At 64.1% G+C, this 17,744-nt stretch carries 15 protein-coding genes; 2 read left to right on the top strand and 13 right to left on the bottom strand.

What is annotated here, in order from left to right:
- The first annotated feature begins 235 nt into the window (after window positions 1–235).
- Window positions 236–1,225 (top strand): 2,3,4,5-tetrahydropyridine-2,6-dicarboxylate N-succinyltransferase, encoded by a 990-nt coding sequence (gene dapD / locus AC1AV0_RS06990; protein ID WP_476572503.1) that lies wholly within the window; start codon window positions 236–238, stop codon window positions 1,223–1,225.
- A gap of 212 nt (window positions 1,226–1,437) precedes the next feature.
- Here dapD and AC1AV0_RS06985 read toward each other — a convergent pair whose 3' ends face one another.
- The 3 genes from AC1AV0_RS06985 to AC1AV0_RS06975 all read right to left on the bottom strand — a co-directional run bounded on the left by AC1AV0_RS06985 (window position 1,438) and on the right by AC1AV0_RS06975 (window position 3,931).
- Entirely contained in the window at window positions 1,438–2,730 is a 1,293-nt protein-coding gene (locus AC1AV0_RS06985) for a citrate synthase (RefSeq protein ID WP_476572501.1), read from the bottom strand.
- A 214-nt stretch (window positions 2,731–2,944) separates the two neighbouring features.
- Window positions 2,945–3,724: a type I methionyl aminopeptidase gene (gene map / locus AC1AV0_RS06980; protein ID WP_476572499.1), complete on the bottom strand. Its 780-nt coding sequence runs from the start codon at window positions 3,722–3,724 to the stop codon at window positions 2,945–2,947.
- A 39-nt stretch (window positions 3,725–3,763) separates the two neighbouring features.
- Window positions 3,764–3,931 carry a hypothetical protein gene (locus tag AC1AV0_RS06975; RefSeq protein ID WP_476572497.1) on the bottom strand — a complete coding sequence of 56 codons (168 nt, stop codon included), beginning with the start codon at window positions 3,929–3,931 and terminating at the stop codon, window positions 3,764–3,766.
- A gap of 93 nt (window positions 3,932–4,024) precedes the next feature.
- Here AC1AV0_RS06975 and AC1AV0_RS06970 point away from each other — a divergent pair, with 93 nt between their 5' ends.
- Window positions 4,025–6,106 carry a M13 family metallopeptidase gene (locus AC1AV0_RS06970; protein ID WP_476572495.1) on the top strand — a complete coding sequence of 694 codons (2,082 nt, stop codon included), beginning with the start codon at window positions 4,025–4,027 and terminating at the stop codon, window positions 6,104–6,106.
- 45 nt (window positions 6,107–6,151) lie between these two features.
- On the opposite strand, the gene AC1AV0_RS06965 is transcribed toward AC1AV0_RS06970, so the two are convergent.
- The 10 genes from AC1AV0_RS06965 to prfA form a co-directional block, all read right to left on the bottom strand.
- Window positions 6,152–6,778, bottom strand: a complete 627-nt coding sequence (locus tag AC1AV0_RS06965; RefSeq protein WP_476572492.1) for a single-stranded DNA-binding protein — start codon at window positions 6,776–6,778, stop codon at window positions 6,152–6,154.
- A gap of 397 nt (window positions 6,779–7,175) precedes the next feature.
- Entirely contained in the window at window positions 7,176–8,996 is a 1,821-nt protein-coding gene (locus AC1AV0_RS06960) for a proline--tRNA ligase (protein WP_476572490.1), read from the bottom strand.
- A 72-nt stretch (window positions 8,997–9,068) separates the two neighbouring features.
- Entirely contained in the window at window positions 9,069–9,500 is a 432-nt protein-coding gene (locus AC1AV0_RS06955; RefSeq protein ID WP_476572488.1) for a permease, read from the bottom strand.
- A gap of 216 nt (window positions 9,501–9,716) precedes the next feature.
- Window positions 9,717–11,138 (bottom strand): DEAD/DEAH box helicase, encoded by a 1,422-nt coding sequence (locus tag AC1AV0_RS06950; RefSeq protein ID WP_476572486.1) that lies wholly within the window; start codon window positions 11,136–11,138, stop codon window positions 9,717–9,719.
- Window positions 11,139–11,177: 39 nt separating this feature from the next.
- Window positions 11,178–11,831, bottom strand: coding sequence for an oligoribonuclease (orn, locus tag AC1AV0_RS06945; protein WP_476572484.1), 654 nt, complete (start codon window positions 11,829–11,831; stop codon window positions 11,178–11,180).
- A 113-nt stretch (window positions 11,832–11,944) separates the two neighbouring features.
- A complete protein-coding gene (gene guaB, locus AC1AV0_RS06940) occupies window positions 11,945–13,492 on the bottom strand; it encodes an IMP dehydrogenase (RefSeq protein ID WP_476572482.1) in 1,548 nt (515 codons plus the stop codon).
- 73 nt (window positions 13,493–13,565) lie between these two features.
- On the bottom strand, window positions 13,566–14,723 hold the full coding sequence (locus AC1AV0_RS06935) for an MraY family glycosyltransferase (protein ID WP_476572480.1): 1,158 nt from the start codon (window positions 14,721–14,723) through the stop codon (window positions 13,566–13,568).
- Window positions 14,720–15,388, bottom strand: coding sequence for an L-threonylcarbamoyladenylate synthase (locus AC1AV0_RS06930; protein WP_476572478.1), 669 nt, complete (start codon window positions 15,386–15,388; stop codon window positions 14,720–14,722). Before AC1AV0_RS06930 ends, AC1AV0_RS06935 begins: the two co-directional genes overlap by 4 nt.
- Window positions 15,389–15,628: 240 nt before the next feature.
- Complete coding sequence (prmC, locus tag AC1AV0_RS06925; RefSeq protein WP_476572476.1) at window positions 15,629–16,537, bottom strand: peptide chain release factor N(5)-glutamine methyltransferase; 909 nt, start codon at window positions 16,535–16,537, stop codon at window positions 15,629–15,631.
- The gene (gene prfA / locus AC1AV0_RS06920; protein WP_476572474.1) at window positions 16,534–17,622 is read right to left on the bottom strand and encodes a peptide chain release factor 1; all 1,089 of its coding nucleotides are present in this window, start codon (window positions 17,620–17,622) and stop codon (window positions 16,534–16,536) included. Before prfA ends, prmC begins: the two co-directional genes overlap by 4 nt.
- Between the last annotated feature and the right edge of the window lie 122 nt (window positions 17,623–17,744).

Below are 17,744 nucleotides of genomic sequence, written 5' to 3'. Positions count from 1 at the left end.
CCTTGCCCGCAAACGAATACCGAAATCCCCATCTTAGCCACGCCAGTGACCGTGGACGAGGGGCGATTGCGATTCTTGGCCTCGCCCCAAGCGGAGCGGAATCCACAGCCGAACCATCCCGAACACCCCACGCGCCCGCGGCCGGTCGACGCGACGTTTCCGCCATCGGCGACATTACGGAGTACCTGCCGCTAAGGTGGAGTTGAAAATTGCCCTGCACACACAAGGAGCGAATATGAGCAATGAACGCATGGCATGGGGCTGGGGCCTGGCGAGTGTGGACGCCGCCGGCAACACCCTGGACGTCTGGTATCCGAAGCTGACGCTCGGCGAAGCGCCGGCCGAAGGCTCACGTCCGAACCATCAGTTCGATGCGATGGTCCACGTCGAAACCGACGTGCGCGGCGTGCGCCGCATCCCCGTGTTCACCATCAGCGCTCTCGACGAGCCGATCGTGGATGCCGCCGACGCCTACCTGCGTCTGCATCTGCTGAGCATGCGTCTGGTCAAGCCGAACACGATGAACCTCGACGGCATCTTCGGCAAGCTCACTAATGTGGTGTGGACCAACTTCGGCCCGTTCGCCGTGCCGGACTTCACGCTGCGCCGACTCGATGTGATGGCCGCCGCCGCGCAGAGCGCCTCCCTCATGCCCCGCGCGGATGTGAGCGTGCTGGCGATCGATAAGATCCCGCGCATGGCCGATTACGTGGTGCCCACCGGCGTGCGCATCGCCGACGCCGACCGCGTGCGACTCGGCGCCTACCTGTCCGAAGGCACCACCGTGATGCACGCCGGCTTCGTGAACTTCAACGCCGGCACGCTGGGCGTCTCCATGGTGGAGGGACGCATCTCCCAAGGCGTGGTCGTGGGCAACGGCTCCGACATCGGCGGCGGCGCCTCGATTATGGGCACGCTTTCCGGCGGCGGCAAGCTGCGCAACACGATCGGCGAGCGTTCGCTGCTCGGCGCGAATGCCGGCATCGGCATCTCGCTGGGCGACGACTGCGTGGTGGAGGCCGGCCTGTATGTGACCGCCGGCACCAAGATCACCATCTACGACAAGGCCAAGGTCGAAGCCGGCGAGCCGCTTGAGGTCGTCAAGGGTTCGGATCTGAGCGGCAAGAACAACATCCTGTTCCTGCGCAATTCGCTGACCGGCGGTATCGAGGCCCGACACCGCAAAACCGGCATCGAACTCAACGAGCAACTGCATAAGAACTAAGAACTGTAGTTCTTAATTCTTATGCAGCCGTCGCACGGCCGTCGCGGCGCGAACGAAATTACACGGCAAAAGCGGGACCTCCGTAATTTGCGTCACTGAGATTCAGTCAGTGACGCAAATTACGGAGGTCTTCGCATTGCCGCGTAAAAAGCGCCACTGACGATTCGTCAGTGGCGCTTTTTACGGAAGTATGGCCTCGGAATCCCGTATGACTACCGATCGGCCATCGGCACCCAGTCGCGTTCGACGGGGCCGGTGTAGACCTGACGCGGACGGCCGATTTTTGTGTTCGGATCGGCGAGCATCTCACGATACTGGGCGATCCAACCGGGAATGCGGCCCAGCGCGAACAGCGTGGTGAACATCGCCGGATCGAAGCCAATCGCACGATAGATCAGGCCGGTGTAGAAGTCGACATTCGGATACAGGTGGCGCGAAACGAAATACTCGTCGTTCAGGGCGATATCCTCCAGCTCAATCGCCACATCGAACAGCGCGCGCTCGTCGGCCGGCAGCTTAAGCGTGTCCTCACGGTCCATAATCCGCTCCAGATACTGGCGGGCGATGGCCGCACGCGGATCATACGACTTGTAGACGCGGTGCCCCAGTCCGGAGATGCGGTGGCCGCCGTCCTTGGCCCAGTCGACGAACTCGCGCACGGATTTGCCGGAGTCGCGAATCGCCTCGAGCTGGCGCAGCACCGCCTCGTTCGCACCGCCGTGCAGCGGGCCGGACAGCGCGTTGATGCCGGCCGCCACCGTCGAATACAGGTTGGCGTGGGCGCTGCCGGCGATACGCACCACCGAGGTGGAGCAGTTCTGCTCATGGTCGGCGTGGATGATCAGCAGTCGGCCGAGCGCGTGCACATACAGCGGGTCGGATTCGAACGGCTCGTACGGCACGGCGAAGCACATGCGCAGGAAGTCGTCGACGTAGCCGCGCGCGTAATCCGGGTACAGCATCGGCTCATCGCGGCGGCGACGGAAAATGTAGCTGACGATCGTACGTACCTTGGCCATGATGATTTTGGCGGCCTCGTCAAGCTGGTCGGGATCATCCGGGTCGGTGGTGTTGGGATGGAATGTGGCAAGCGCGTTCACCGCGGAGGCGAGCACGCTCATCGGGTGGGCGGAACGCGGGAACGAGCCCATAAGGGTGCGGAAGTCCTCCCCCACCATGGTTTTGCGGTTCACGTCGGAGCAGAATTGGTCGTATTCGGCCTTGGTCGGCAGCTCACCGTGCCGCAGCAGCCAGGCGACCTCGAGGAAGTCGGACTGCTCGCACAGTTGCTCGATCGAATAGCCGCGGTAGCGCAGCACCGAATTGTTGCCGTCGATGAAGGTGATTTTTGACTCGCACTGGGCGGTGGTGAGGAAGCCCGGATCCAGCGTCACCCAGCCGTCGTTGCGCAGGCTGGAGACGACGATGCCGTCCGGGCCATTGCTGGCCTTGACCACGGGCAGCGTGTATTTGCTTTCGTCAACGTTCAGTTGTGCCGTTGCCATGCAACCTCCTTGAGCCCCGCCTGTCGGGTTACTCCACAAACCATAGGGCACGTGTGTTACCGCGCTTCGCGTCGATACACGTGTGCCGAAGTGCGCCCATACTAACAGACGCGACCAAACGCTTGGCCCCGCCGTTTCGCTCTGCGGGCCGGATATGCGCGCCGCCCGCCGCCTCACGGTTGCGAAGCGGCGGGCGGCATAGCGGAGAAGTCGATCACTCGCCGCGATCGGTCAGGATGATCGGACCGTTGTCGGTGATGGCGATGGTGTGCTCGCTGTGCGCGCCACGCGAACCGTCGGAGGAGCGCAGCGTCCAGCCGTCGCCGGAATCCTGGTAGATCTCATCGGTGGTTTTAAGGAACCACGGTTCGATGGCGATGACCAGGCCCGGGCGCAGCTTGTAGCCGTGGCGGGCGCGGCCGTCGTTGGGAACATGCGGGTCGCCGTGCATGATATGGCCCACGCCGTGGCCGCCGAATTCCAGATTGATCGGGTAGCCGTAGGAGCGGGCCACCTCGCCGATGGTGTTGGAGATGTCACCGAGACGGTTGCCGGGCTGGGCCGCGTCGATGGCGGCGGCGAGCGCCTCTTCGGTGCAGGTGATAAGGCGCAGGTCCTCGGGGTCGGGGTTGTTGCCGACCACGAAGCTGATGGCGGAGTCCGCCACCCATCCGTCGACGCTGATGGCCAGGTCGAGGCTGACGAGGTCGCCTTCCTTGAGGTTGTAGTCGTAGGGCACGCCGTGCAGCACCGCGTCGTTGACGGAGGTGCAGATGTAGTGGGCGAACGGGCCGGTGCCGAAGTCGGGGGCGTAATCCACGTAGCAGGATTCGGCGCCCTTGCGGTCGACGATCTTCTTATGCACGAATTCGTCGATTTCGAGCAGGTTGGTGCCGACATGCGTCATGGCTTTGAGGTCTTTGAGGATGCCGCCGACGAATTTGCCGGCGGGCTTCATCGCCTGAATTTCCGAAGGTGTTTTCAGTTCAATCATGCCTCCACCCTATCGCGTCGGCTCAACAAACCCCATGCGTCACTTGGCGCGGCGGCCGAAGGTGAACGCCCTGATGATGGCGCTGATGCCGATGACCACAAGCGCGCAGGCTCCGAATATCATCAGCCAGGCAGTGGCGCTCAGCGGGGAGAACATCACGATCGTGCCGTCCAAGGCCAGCTGCGCTCCGACGATCGCGTCGACCACTCGCCACCCGCCGGGCGGCTCTACTTCCGCCGCCGGCGCAACCCAGCGCCGCAACTCCAACGATTCTCGCCTCATGCGATTAGGCTGGAGCCTATGAGTGATTCCCTGACATCCGGCATCGATCCGGCATCCTTCTCCTCCGTCACCGGCCCCACCGCCGACCTGTTCCGCTACGTCAACGGACCATGGATCGACACCTACCGCCTTCCCGACGACCGTTCGCGCTACGGCTCCTTCGACCGGCTCGCCGAGAATGCGGAAAACCAGATCCGCGACATCCTCGAAGAAGAGGACTGCCCGGCCGCCAAAGCGCATGCGCTGTACCGTTCCTTCCTCGACACCGAAGCCATCAACAAGGCCGGTTTCGAGCCGATCCGCCCGCTGATCGACGCCATCGACCAAGCCGGCGATAAAGCCGCCCTCACCCGCACGCTGGGCGCGATGAACCCGGATGGCGGCCCCGACCTGTTCGGCATGGGCGTCTATGGCGATCCGGGCGACCCCGACACGAATATCGTGCATATCGAACAGGGCGGTCTGGGCCTTCCCGACGAGGCCTACTACCGCGAGGACCATTACGCGCCGATTCGCGAGGCCTACACCGCGATGGTGGCCCGTCAGCTGATGAACGCCAAACTCGCGGACGATGAGGACGCCGCCGACGAGCAGGCCAAGCGCTTCCTCGACGTCGAAACGCGCATCGCCGCCAACCATTGGGATAACGTCGCCACCCGCGATTCGGTGAAAACCTACAATCCCACCGATTTCAGCGCGCTGGCCGCCTCACTGGCCCAGTTCGACATCGCATCCTGGGCCGCCGCCTGGCAGCAGGCCTATGATGAGACGCCCGCCGCGGCCGCCCAGCCGGTCGATATGATGGGCGCGCTGTCGCGCGTGGTCGTGCATGAGCCGAGCTTCCTGACCGGACTTGACGCCTTCTGGCAGTCCGCCTCGCTCGACGACCTCAAACTGTGGGCTCGCGTGCATGTGATCATCGGCGCGGCCAGCATCCTGAGCGAGGAGTTCGATACGGCGAATTTCGACTTCTACGGCAAGACGCTGTCCGGCACGAAGAAGCAGCGCGACCGTTGGAAGCGCGCCGTCAGCCTGGTCAACGGCATCTGCGGCGAGGAGGTCGGCCAGGAGTACGTCCGACTGCATTTCCCCGAGACTTCGAAACAGCGTATGGAGGAGCTGGTCGCCAACCTCATCGACGCCTACCGCGTGTCGATCACCCATTCCGACTGGCTGGGAGAGGAGACCAAAGCCAAGGCTTTGGAGAAGCTCTCGAAGTTCAAGCCGATGATCGGCTACACCAACCATTGGCGCGATTATGCGGCGCTCGACGTGCGCGAGGAGGCCGGACTGGTGGCCAATATGGCCGCCGCCAACCTGTACGAGACGGGCTACCAGCTGGCCAAGGCCGGCAAGCCGGTGGACCGCGAGGAATGGCTGATGAACCCGCAGACCGTGAACGCCTACTATGAGCCGACCATGAACGTGATCGTGTTCCCCGCGGCCATTCTGCAACCGCCGTTCTTCGACCCGAACGCCGAGGACGCGGCCAACTACGGCGGCATCGGCGCGGTGATCGGCCACGAGATCGGCCATGGCTTCGACGACCAAGGTGCGCAGTACGACGGCGACGGCAAGCTCAACGACTGGTGGACCGCCGAGGACAAGGCGAATTTCGAAGCGCGCACCAAGGCGCTTATCGAACAGTACAACGCCTTCACGCCCCAACAGTTGGTCGACAAGTACGCCGACGAGCCCGAGAAGGCTCCGCACGTGAACGGCGCGCTGACCATCGGCGAGAACATCGGCGACTTGGGCGGCGTGAACATCGCGATCAAGGCGTACGCCTTGGCGCTCGACAAGGCCGCAGGGCGTTCCGGCGACGGTTCGGCCGAAGCCATCAGGGCCTCGCTGAGCCAGGCCCCCGAACTCGACGGCTTCACCGGACTGCAGCGCTTCTTCCTGAGCTACGCCTCGATCTGGCGCACGAAGAACCGCGACGAGCTGGCCGAGCAGTATCTGCAGATCGACCCGCATTCGCCGGCCGAATTCCGCACCAACGGCATCGCCCGCAACGTCGATCTCTTCGCTGAAGCGTTCGACGTGCATGAGGGCGATGCCATGTGGCTCGATCCGGATCAGCGCGTACGCATCTGGTAGTCAGCCAAGCCGGATACGTGTGAATCCGAAGCGAAGGGGAGGTCGTTAGAATTCGGCCTCCCTTTCGCCTATCTCGGGAGCTTGCGCGAATCCATCCGCGTATTGGCCGACGGTTTGCATCTCGGGCGTCTTAGACGAATTGACGGCGGTGGCATCGGATGGCTCATCCGGTGCCACCGCCAGATCGACCATGCCCACCGGCTCTTTGGTCATGGGATGTGGAGCGAAGGGATCGACGCCTGCCGCCGGATACGCCGGCATACCCGGCTCCTGCGGCGCACCGCTCTGCGCACCCTGCCCATTCGGGTTGACGACGCGACGGAATATGGTGGTGCCGAAGTTCAGATCATGCCCGATATTCGTCGCCTCGATCACCGGCGTGATGTGGTCGACGCCGTCCTTGCTCCATCGCTCCGTACGCAGCGTGCCGGTCACCACCACGGGATTGCCTTTTCTCAGCGATTGGAACGCGTTCAGTCCCAATTTGCGGAACGCGCGGACCGCCACCCATGTGGTATCTCGCGTCTTCCATTCGCCTGAGGATTGGCTGTAGTAGCTGGGAGCGAATCCCACACGGAATGAGCACGCCTGTTGATCGGGATTCTTGCCGAACATCACCGGGTCCGCACCCAGATTGCCGCTGACCGTGATGCTGCCTTGGTTCTGCGCCATGATGGCTCCTTTCCTAACGGATACGGTGGCCCGCCGGAGCGCCGTGCGGCAGGGAGCGGCACAACCCCAAGCGGCAGCGTCAATGCTTAGGCGGCGTCTCGGCCTGCCTGCACGGATCCAACGGTATTACCACTGTGCCCGATGCGAACGGAGCCGTACAAGCGTCATCGGGAAATGTGCATCCACAGACGGAATTTGGCGTGTTGTGGATAGCATGTGGACAGACTTCCACTTATCCACCGTTAGTAAACCTTCCAGGCACAAATACCTTTCATGCCCACTGAAAACACATCAGCGTGGCATGGATGCCACATATTGGCATGCATACCACGCTGAGGTAGGTGAAAACCGGCGGATTGCGAATCCGTCAGATTGCATCAGAATCCGTCAGACCACGTCAGGCGACGCGCTTGGCGAGTTCGGTGAGCGCCTCGGCGGCCGGCACGGTCACCTTGTTATCGCCGTTGCGATCGCGGATTTCGATGGTGCCGTCGTTCACGAAGTCGCGTCCGAGCACGGCGATCACCGGCACACCGACCAGCTCCGCGTCCTTGAACTTGACGCCCGGAGACACCTTCTTGCGGTCATCGTAGATGACTTCGATGCCGGCGGCCTCGAGTTCGGCGATCAGCTGCTCAGCGCCTTCGAAGGCCTTCTCATCCTTGCCGGTGGCGACCACATGCACCTGCGCCGGAGCGACCACGGACGGCCACGCCAGACCGGCCTCGTCGTGATGAGCTTCGGCGATGCAGGCGAGCACGCGGCTCACGCCGATGCCGTAGGAGCCCATCCACACCGGAACGGTTTTGCCATTCTGGTCGAGCACGGTCAATCCCAGCGCATTGGAATACTTCAATCCCAACTGGAACACCTGGCCGATCTCCACACCGCGCTCGAAGCTCAACGGGCCGGATCCGTCCGGGCTCATGTCGCCGTGGCGCACCTCAACGGCCTCCACCACACCATCGGCGGTGAAGTCGCGGCCGTAGACGAGATCGTAGTAGTCCACTTCGAATTCGTCGGCACCGGTGAACCATGCGGAGCCCTTCGCCACATGGGCGTCGATGAAGTAGCGGATCGCACCATCCTCAGGAGAACCGATTTCGGCGCCGCCGCGGGCCTGCGGGCCGAGCGCCATCGGGCCGATATAGCCCGTGACCAGTTCGGGATGGGCCTTGAAATCTTCTTCAGTGGCCTCTTCGATTTCGGCGGGGGCGAATTGCGCCTCCAAACGCTTCATATCCACCGTGCGGTCGCCGGGCACGCCCACGGCAATCAGCTCACGCCACGGCTTGTCGTGGGTGTCGTCCTCGGCGTGCTTGACGGCAATCACCACGTTCTTCAAAATGTCGGACGCCTCCCATGCGCGGCCGTCCTCGCGAGGATAGGTCGCGTTCGCGAAGTCGACCATCTTCTCGATGGTGCCCGCGTCGGGCGTGGGACGCTTGGTGGCGGCGGGAGTGACGGAGCAGTCGATCTCGGGCACTTCCGGAGTGGTCAGCGCCTCGACGTTCCAGGCCTTGCCGGAGGGGGCGAGCGCGAAGGTGTCCTCGCCGATGGGCATCGGCGCGAGGAACTCCTCGGAGGCGGAGCCGCCCATCGGGCCGGACATGGCGAACACCGGCACGTACTTCAAATCCAAGCGGTTGAAGATACGTTCGTAGGCGGAGCGCTCGTCCATATAGGCCTTGCGCATGCCCTCCTCGTCGAGGGTGAACGAGTAGGCGTCCTTCATAATGAACTCGCGTCCGCGGATCAGGCCGGCGCGCGGGCGGAACTCATCGCGGTACTTGGTCTGGATCTGGTAGAGCGTGACGGGCAGGTCCTTGTACGAGGAGTACATGTCCTTGACCAGCAGGGTGAACATCTCCTCGTGCGTGGGCGCGAGCAGATAGTCGGCCTGATGGCGGTCCTTCAGGCGGAAGATGTTGTCGCCGTACTCTTCCCAGCGATGCGAGGCCTCATAGGGCTCGCGCGGCAGCAGGGCCGGGAAGTGCACCTCCTGCGCGCCGATGGAGGCCATCTCCTCGCGGATGATCGTCTCGATTTTGTTGAGCACGCGCAGGCCCAGCGGCAGCCAGGTCCAGATGCCGGGGGCGGCCTTGCGGATATAGCCGGCGCGCTGCAGCAGCTTGGCGGAGTCGACGTCCGCGTCGGCGGGGTCTTCGCGCAGGGTGCGCAGGAACAGTGTTGACATACGAAGGGTGTTGGAACTCATGGACTCCAAGATATTCGCGTCAATCGACAAGCCGGCCTATAGGCGACCCTTCCGTGGATACCCGCGCCGCGATCAGCCTTTGGATTGCTCCTCGACCTGTTCCTCGACCAGTTCCTCCAATATGTCACGGCGAAGCGAGGCGGGCGGGTAGACGAACACCGGCAGGATCATCAGGCATCCGACCAGATAGAACACGTCCGCCAGAGGGAACAGGGTAAAGAAGGTGACCGCGTTGGGAATCACGATGCCCACGCATACGACGGCCACGCCGACCAGCGGAAGCGTGGCCCAAATCACGCGGTGCGGCGCTTCGTCGGCGGTTTTGCGCGCCACCGAATCACGGTAGATCGGCGCGATGAACAGCACGCCGCCGATGATGGCGAGCACATCCGTCAGTTTGAGCGTCCCCCACGCCGGAACGACCGGGTTGGTGAACAGAAGAAACGAGACGAACAACACCAGCAGTCCCACCGCGGAGACAACATACGACCATACGTGCTTCATGGCATCCTCCTTCGGATGTGAGGACCCGTCGTGCCGTCGTCATTGGCGGGCGTGCGGCGAATCCGTCTGTGTGCGAACCATCTTACGCCTCCGGCCCGCGCTCCGGCCTCATCCCGCGCCGATTGCCGCAACCAGCCGACCGACATCTTTCATGACTCGGCCGGCATCCCACGAACCGATCACCGGGGCGGCCGCCGCCCGGCCACCGCCCACACGTCAGAACAGCGCCTCCTGCGCGAACTCGTCGTCCGCGCTCCCCCGCACATCTTGAGGCAGGGCGAACCGCGCGAAGGCCTGCGCGCCTTCGTCGGCGAGCCGAGCCGACGCGGCGGCGGACCCGGCCCGCAGATCGCCGTCCAATTGCACCGCTTCGGGCGAAACGAGGAACATCCGCTCGTTGACGCCCGCCAAATACAGTCCATCCAGGGATTCCACGCGGGAGAGCGCCACATAGCCCATACCGGGCGCGAAAGTGCGTTTCAGATCCATCACCGCACGGTCAAGCGTCATGCCTTGGGATTTGTGGATGGTGATGCCCCACGCGCAGCGCAGCGGCACCTGTTTGACCGAAGCGAGTACGGCGTCGCCATCCATCATCTCCCATGAAGCCGGCTTCATAGTGACGATATTGCCGTTCTCGAACTCGACGATCGGCCAGCCGCCTTTGTTCTCCTGCGCGAAGCCGCGCACCGTGCCGAGCGAACCGTTGACGTACTGGCGGTCGGGATCGTTGCGCAGCGCCATCACGGCGGCGCCGGTTTTAAGCACCAAACGTTCCGGGGCGAGCATATTGCGGCGAAGACGGTCCACCAGATTCGCCTGACCTGCGGTTTCGGCGTGGAATTCATGCGTTTCGGCCATAATCGCGGCCAAGCGCTGGTCGTTGAGATTATCGGCCTGACGGTTCACGGGGAACAGATGCACGGCCACCTGCCCCGGTTCGGGGATGCGCCCCAGCCGGGTGACGAGCACGTCGCGGTCATGCTGTGTGACGGCCCCTTCGCGGATGTCGGTGAGCACGGTAAGCAGTTCGCCGGTGTCTTGACGATGCTGTTCGGTCAGGTAGCACACAGCCGGATTGAGCCGATCCCACACCAGGGATTCGGTGACGAAGCCTTCCGGATTCCTACCGGCGCGCGCGTACCGTTCGCGGGACTCCAGAAACTCCGGCGTGGGCGCGATCATATCGTTGTTGCGCCCGGATACGCTCACGGGCGGCAGCTGGAAGAAATCGCCCGACAGCACCACTTGGATGCCGCCGAAGGGACGTGGGTCGCGGCGCACCTCGCGGCACACCTGGTCGACCATGTCGAACAACCAGGCGTGCATCATCGACACCTCGTCGATGATGAGGATGTCGGTGGCTTGGATGCGGCGTTTGCGTCGGGCTTTGATGGTTTTCAGCAGACTGGAGGTCAGGCTGGTGGACACGCCCACGCCGCTCCATGAATGGATCGTCTGTCCGTTGATATGCGTGGAGGCGATGCCGGTGGATGCGGTGACGGCGATATCCGCCCCATCCGCCCGCGCCTGACGGACGAACTCGTTGAGCACGTACGTCTTGCCCGCGCCGGGAGCGCCCGTCAGGAACACGTTCGCGCCGGCGTTCAGAATCGCCAAGGCTTCCGACTGACGCATGTCGTCTCCTTCCGGGTTCGCACGGACGGGTGGTTCCGATCAGTTCGTGCGCAGCAGACTGCTCGCCGTCACACGCTCGGCGACCGCACGGGCGGCGTCCGCGTCGGGGCCGGGGGCGGGGGCCATGAAGGCCGCGCGATAATAGCGCAGCTCGTCCAGGGATTCGATGATGTCGGCGAGCGCGCGATGGCCGCCGTTCTTGGCGGGGCGCTGCTCGTAGACGGCCGGATACCAGCGTCGGGCGAGTTCCTTGAAGGTGCTCACGTCGACCACCCGGTAGTGCAGATGCTCCATCAGTTCGGGCATGTAGTGGTCGAGGAACTTCTTGTCGGAGCCGATGGAGTTGCCGGCGAGCAGCGGCCGCACGCCGTCCGGGGTGAAGCGCTTGACGTAGTCGATCACCTTGGCCTGCGCTTCCTCAAGAGCGAGTCCGTTCTCCCACTCGTTGATAAGTCCGGAGCGGGTGTGCATGCCGCGCACGAAGTCGTTCATATGCTCGACCGCCGCGGCCGAGGGCTTGATCACATAGTCGATGCCTTCGTCGAGCACGTTGAGGTCGAAGTCGGTGGGCACCACCGAGATCTCCACCAGTTCGTCGCCGCCGAAGACGTCGAGTCCGGTCATCTCGCAGTCGATCCAGATCAGACGCGAATCCTGCGCCGTATAGGTTTCCCCGTCGTGGCTATCCACCATCGTATGCCTCGTTTCCTTTGCCGGATGAACAGTTCAGACTATATCGCCGATATGACAATACCCCACCGCAGGCATACGGTGGGGTATTCTCAACGCTTCAGCTTCGCCGCGCTTTAGTTGCCGTGGAAGCCGGAGTAGTTCGGGGCCTCCGAGGTCATCACGATGTCGTGCGGGTGCGATTCACGCAGGCCGGCGTCGGTGATGCGGATGAAGCGGCCCTTCTCGCTCATCTCGGGGATGTTGTGCGCGCCGATGTAGAACATCGACTGGTGCAGGCCGCCGATCATCTGGTAGAGCACGGCGTTGAGCGGTCCGCGGTACGGCACTTCGCCCTCGACGCCTTCCGGCACGACCTTGTCGCTGCTGGTCACGTCGGCCTGGAAGTAGCGGTCCTTGGAGTAGGACTTCTTGCCGCGCGGGGCCATCGCGCCCAGCGAGCCCATGCCGCGGTAGAGCTTGTACTGCTTGCCGTGCAGCAGCACCTTCTCACCCGGGGCTTCCTCGCAGCCAGCGAGCGTGCCGCCGAGCATCACGGAGGAGGCGCCGGCGACGAGGGCCTTGGCGATATCGCCGGAGTAGTGGATGCCACCGTCGGCGATGCACGGCACGCCGGCTGCCTTGCAGGCCTGGGCGGCTTCGTACACGGCGGTGAGCTGCGGCACGCCGACGCCGGCGACCACACGCGTGGTGCAGATGGAGCCGGGGCCCACGCCGACCTTGACGGCGTCGACGCCGGCGTCGATCATGGCCTGCGCGCCGGAACGGGTGGCGATGTTGCCGCCGATGATCTGCACGCCCTTGAAGGCGGAGTCATGCTTGATGCGGCTGATCATGTCGAGCGCCAGTCGGGCCTCGCCGTTGGCGGTGTCGACCACGAGCACGTCCACGCCGGCCTCCATCAGAGCGGAGGCGCGCTGCCAGGCGTCGCCGAGGAAGCCCACGCCGGCGGCCACGCGCAGACGGCCCTGCTCGTCCTTGGTGGCGTCCGGGTACTGCTCGGTTTTGACGAAGTCCTTCACGGTGATCAGGCCGGTCAGTCGGCCTTCGTTATCGACCAGCGGCAGCTTCTCGACCTTGTGCTTGGCCAGCAGGTCGTGGGCGTCCTCCTTGGAGATGTTGGAGGGGCCGGTGATGAGGTTCTCGCGGGTCATCACGTCCTTGACCTTCAGATGGTCGTAGTCTTCGGAGGCGATGAAACGCATGTCGCGGTTGGTGATGATGCCGACGAGCTTGTTGTCCTTGTCGACCACCGGCAGGCCGGAGATGTGGAAGCGGCCGCACAGCTTGTCGAGGTCGGCCAGCGACACCTCGGGGTTCACGGTGAGCGGGTCGGTGATCATGCCGGACTCGGAACGCTTGACGATGTCGACCTGGGCGGCCTGGTCGTCGATGGAGAGGTTGCGGTGCAGCACGCCGATGCCGCCGTTGCGGGCCATGGCGATGGCCATTTCGGATTCGGTGACGGTGTCCATGGCGGCGGAGATGGCCGGAACCTTCATCGTGATCTCGCGGGTCAGATGCGTGGTGGTGTCCACTTCGGACGGAATCACATCCGTCTCGTTGGGCAGCAGCAGCACATCGTCATAGGCGAGGCCCAGCTGGGCGAAAATCGGAGGGAGGGGAGCATACGCGGATTGATTATTCATATCAGTTGTAGCCATGTACCCACTATATGAATGCGTCCTGACGAGCGACACACGTCGGGCGTCGGAACGGGCGCGGACCACACGAAAATCACACGCTCTTCGTGTCGTCTTTGCCCTGCCGTTTGGCGGCGGCGAACTGCGCGTTCTCCTCACGAATGTCGGGCAGACGGCGTTTGAGATACGGGAACAGGGTGGCCGCGGTGAGCAGCGCGACCGCAATCACCATGCCCACCACCACATAGCCGATCGGGAAGAACAGAATCATCAGCGAGCCGAAGGCGATCAGCGCTGCCCACCCCCATAGGGTGAGCACGGCGCCGCGCACGCTATGCCCGATTTTGAGCATGCGGTGATGCAGATGCATGCGGTCGGGATGCATCGGCGACTGGCCGTGGCTGACGCGCCGCACAATCGCTAGGCACATGTCGAGCACCGGCAGGAACAGCACGAGGATCGGCAGCAGAATCGGCATGAAGGCCGGCAGGTAGATGCTGGCGTGGATGGTGGCCGGGTCGAGGCGGCCGGTCATCACAATCGAGGCGCAGGTGATGAGGTAGCCGAGCAGCATGGAGCCGGAGTCCCCCATGAACAGTTTCGCCGGATGCCAGTTGTGCATCAGGAATCCCACGCAGATGCCGACCAACGCCACGTCGATCAGCGTGGCCAGCGAGGCGTAGCTGGGCGAGGAGCGAGCGATGATGTACGAGTAGATGGCGAAGGCGATGCCGCCGATGGCCACGATGCCCGACGACAGGCCGTCCAGTCCGTCGACGAAGTTCACCGCGTTGATCGAGGCGACGATCAGAATCGCGGTGATCGCCATGGACAGGCTTGGCGAGGCGGTGACCAGCGAGCCCAACGGCAGCGAGATGATCTGCAGGCCGCCCCACGCCACGAACACGGAGATGAGCAGCTGCCCCGCGAGTTTGAGCATCCAATCGAGATCCCACAGATCGTCGGCCATGCCGAGCAGGCTGATCATCACCGCGCCGGCGAGGATCACCCACGGTTGGTAACTGTTCACGAACAGTCCGGAGAGGAACGGCAGATGGCTGGCGAACACCATCGCCACCGCGAAGCCGATCAGCATGCCCAAGCCGCCCAGTCGGGGCGTGGGGATGGTGTGCACGTCACGGGCGCGCACCTCCCCCACCGCGCCGATTTCGATGGCGATATGGCGAATCAGCGGCGTCACCAGATAGGTCACGCCTCCGGCGATGGCCGCAAGCAGCAGGTAGATTCTCATGCGCCCAATCCTCCGCCGTTCATATGCAACGCTTTGCGGATCACATGCGAGGCGATCACGCCCTCGCGCAGAATCTCGATGCCGTCGCGCCCGTGCGGGTCGGCGGCGACCACCGTACTGGCCACATGCCCTCGGGTCGGGCCGCCGTCCAAATACAGCGCCACCTGGTCGCCCAGAGCCTCGGCGGCCTCTCCCACGCTTTGCGCGCTGTCTTGGCCGGATAGGTTCGCGCTGGATGCCGCCAGCGGACCGGTCGCCTGCAGGATGGCGAGCGCCGCCGTGGAGTTGGGGATGCGGATGCCTTGCGTGGACGCGCCGGAGGACGTGTGCGACAAGGTGCGCAGGTCGCAGCCCTCGCGGGCCAGGGCGATCGGGGAGAACGCGCCGGGCAGGAATTGCGCGGCCAGTCGGTTGAGCGGTGCGGGCAGCTCCAGTCCGAGCTCGTCGAGCTGGTCGATGGAGTGCAGCAGCACCTGCAGGGATTTGAAGCGGGGGCGCTGTTTGATGGCGAAGATGCGCGCGATGGCGTCCGGATTGCGCGGGTCACAGGCCACGCCGTATACCGTGTCGGTCGGCATTACGATGAGTTCGCCCGCGCGGACCAGTTCGGCCGCCAAGGCGAGCGAGTCGTCGTCGATTCCTCGAATGCGGGGTTCGCTCGTCATTCCTACTCGCTCCTTACCATCTGTTATCCGTCTGCTATCCGTCCGTCGCGTGTCAGCCGCCCAGTCGTCGGTCGCGCCCGGCACGGCGGGTCCATCTCTCCAACCTACCAGCGTGTAGGCGCACACGCGTGCGACACTCCCCGAAAGCGGGCCGCTTCTCGGGGCCGATGCCGTCCGTTCCCGCCCGTGCGCACCATCAGTGCGCCGCCAACGCATCGTTAGTGCGCCGCTACCACACCGTCAGCGCACCGCGAAAAGATACCGGTCCCGCCCGGTCCAATCGCGTTCGGTGCGGGATTCGCCGAAGCCCACGGAACGGGCGTATCCGGCCAGTTGGTCGCCTTGGCTGATGTCGTGTTCCATCACCAGTACGCCACCGTCGCGCAGCAGATGCCAAGCGCGTTCGATGATGCGTTCGGGAATCAGCGCGCCGTCCGCCGAACCGCCGTACAACGCCAGATCCGGATCGTAGTCGCGCACTTCGGGCTGTTCGGGGATCGCCGCCAACGGCACGTACGGCGGATTGGTGATCACCAGGTCGATGGTGCCGTCGAGATGCGCGAGGGTGGTCGTGTCGGTGGCGTCGGCGACTTCCAGCTGATAGTTGGAGGCGATGGAGGGGTATTGTTTCGCCGTGTCGGCGAGGTTGCGCCGGGTCCATTCGGCCGTGGCCTCGCTCAGTTCCACCGCCCACACCTGGCTGCCGGGCACTTCCGTGACGACGGACAGGCCGATGGCGCCGCTGCCCGCGCACAGATCCACCACGCGGGGACTGTACAGTCCTTGCTGGGTGATCCAGTCGAGGCCGGCCTGCACCACGGTTTCGGTTTCCGGACGCGGGATGAACACGCCCGGCCCGACCTTCAGATCAAGGTAGCGGAACGGCGCATGCCCGGTGATGTGCTGCAGCGGCTCGCGTGAGGCGCGCCGCGCGACGAACTCGTCGAACCGGCGCGCGGCGGAGTCGTCGTCCCAGCACTCCCCCATCAGCCTGGCCTTGTCCACGTCGCTCAGCTCGCGCCCGTACGCTTCGGCCAGCAGGAGTTTGGCGTCGTGTTCGGCGGTTTCGATTCCGGCTTCGTTCAGCGTGCTTGCGGCCGCGCGAATGATGTCGGCGACCGGCTGCGGCGTATTGGTCAGATCGCTCATTGCTGGCTGGCGAGACGCTCGGCTTCGTCGGCTTGGATGTCGGAGTCGATCACGGCCTGCAGGTCGCCGTCGAGCACGGCGTCAAGGTTGTACGCCTTGTAGTTCGTGCGATGGTCGACGATGCGGTTCTCCGGGAAGTTGTAGGTGCGGATGCGTTCGGAGCGGTCGAGCGAACGCACCTGGGAGTGGCGCATGTCGGCGGCCTCGGCGGCCTCCTGCTCATGCTTCATGGCCAGCAGGCGGCTTTTGAGCACGCGCAGGGCGGCGGCGCGGTTCTGGATCTGCGACTTCTCGTCCTGCATGCTCACCACGATGCCGGTGGGGATATGCGTCATACGCACCGCGGAATACGTGGTGTTCACGGACTGTCCGCCGGGGCCGGAGCTCATGAAGATATCGATTTTGAGGTCTTTGGCGTCGATTTCGATCTCATCGTCGTCCTCGTCGGCTTCGGGGAACACGATCACGCCGGCCGCGGAGGTCTGGATGCGGCCCTGCGATTCGGTGACGGGTACACGCTGCACACGGTGCACGCCGCCCTCGTATTTCAGGCTCGCCCACACGCCGTCTTCGGGCGCGGGCGCGCCCTTGGCGCGAATCGCCACCTGCACGTCCTTGACGCCGCCGAGTTCGGTGGTGTTCTCGGATTGGATGTTCACGCTCCAGCCGCGCTTTTCGGCATAACGCGTGTACATGCGCAGCAGATCGCCGGCGAACAGCGCGGCTTCCTCACCGCCGGTGCCGGCCTTGATCTCCATAATCGTGTCGCGGGCGTCGTCCGGGTCGCGGGGAATCAGCGCGGTGCGCAGCTTCTCTTCCACCCCGGGCAGTTCGGCTTCCAAACGCTTGGCCTCTTCGGCGAAGTCGGGATCGTCGGCGGCCATCTCGCGGGCCGCCTCAAGGTCGTCACGCACCTGCGTATAGGCCGTGTAGGCAGCGACGATGGAGCCGAGTTCGGCGTGGCGCCGTCCGAGTTTGCGCAGCTGGTCCGGATTGGACACGATCTGCGGGTCGGCCATCTGCTGTTCGATGGAACGGTATTCCTCCAGCGCGTTCACCGCCGCCGGGAACTGTTCGTTTGCCATGCCGTTGTTCTTTCCGCCCGAATGCCGGGGCTTGGGGCTGATTGATGGGTTGGTTGGGTTCTCGCGAATATACAAAAACGCCAGTCCGTTGTTCGGCTGTTCGGACGCGCTTACGCGCGCCA

Source organism: Bifidobacterium sp. LH_558 (assembly GCF_056356295.1).
The sequence above is the reverse complement of the archived record's forward strand: the minus strand, read 5'-3'. Positions and strand labels throughout refer to the sequence as shown.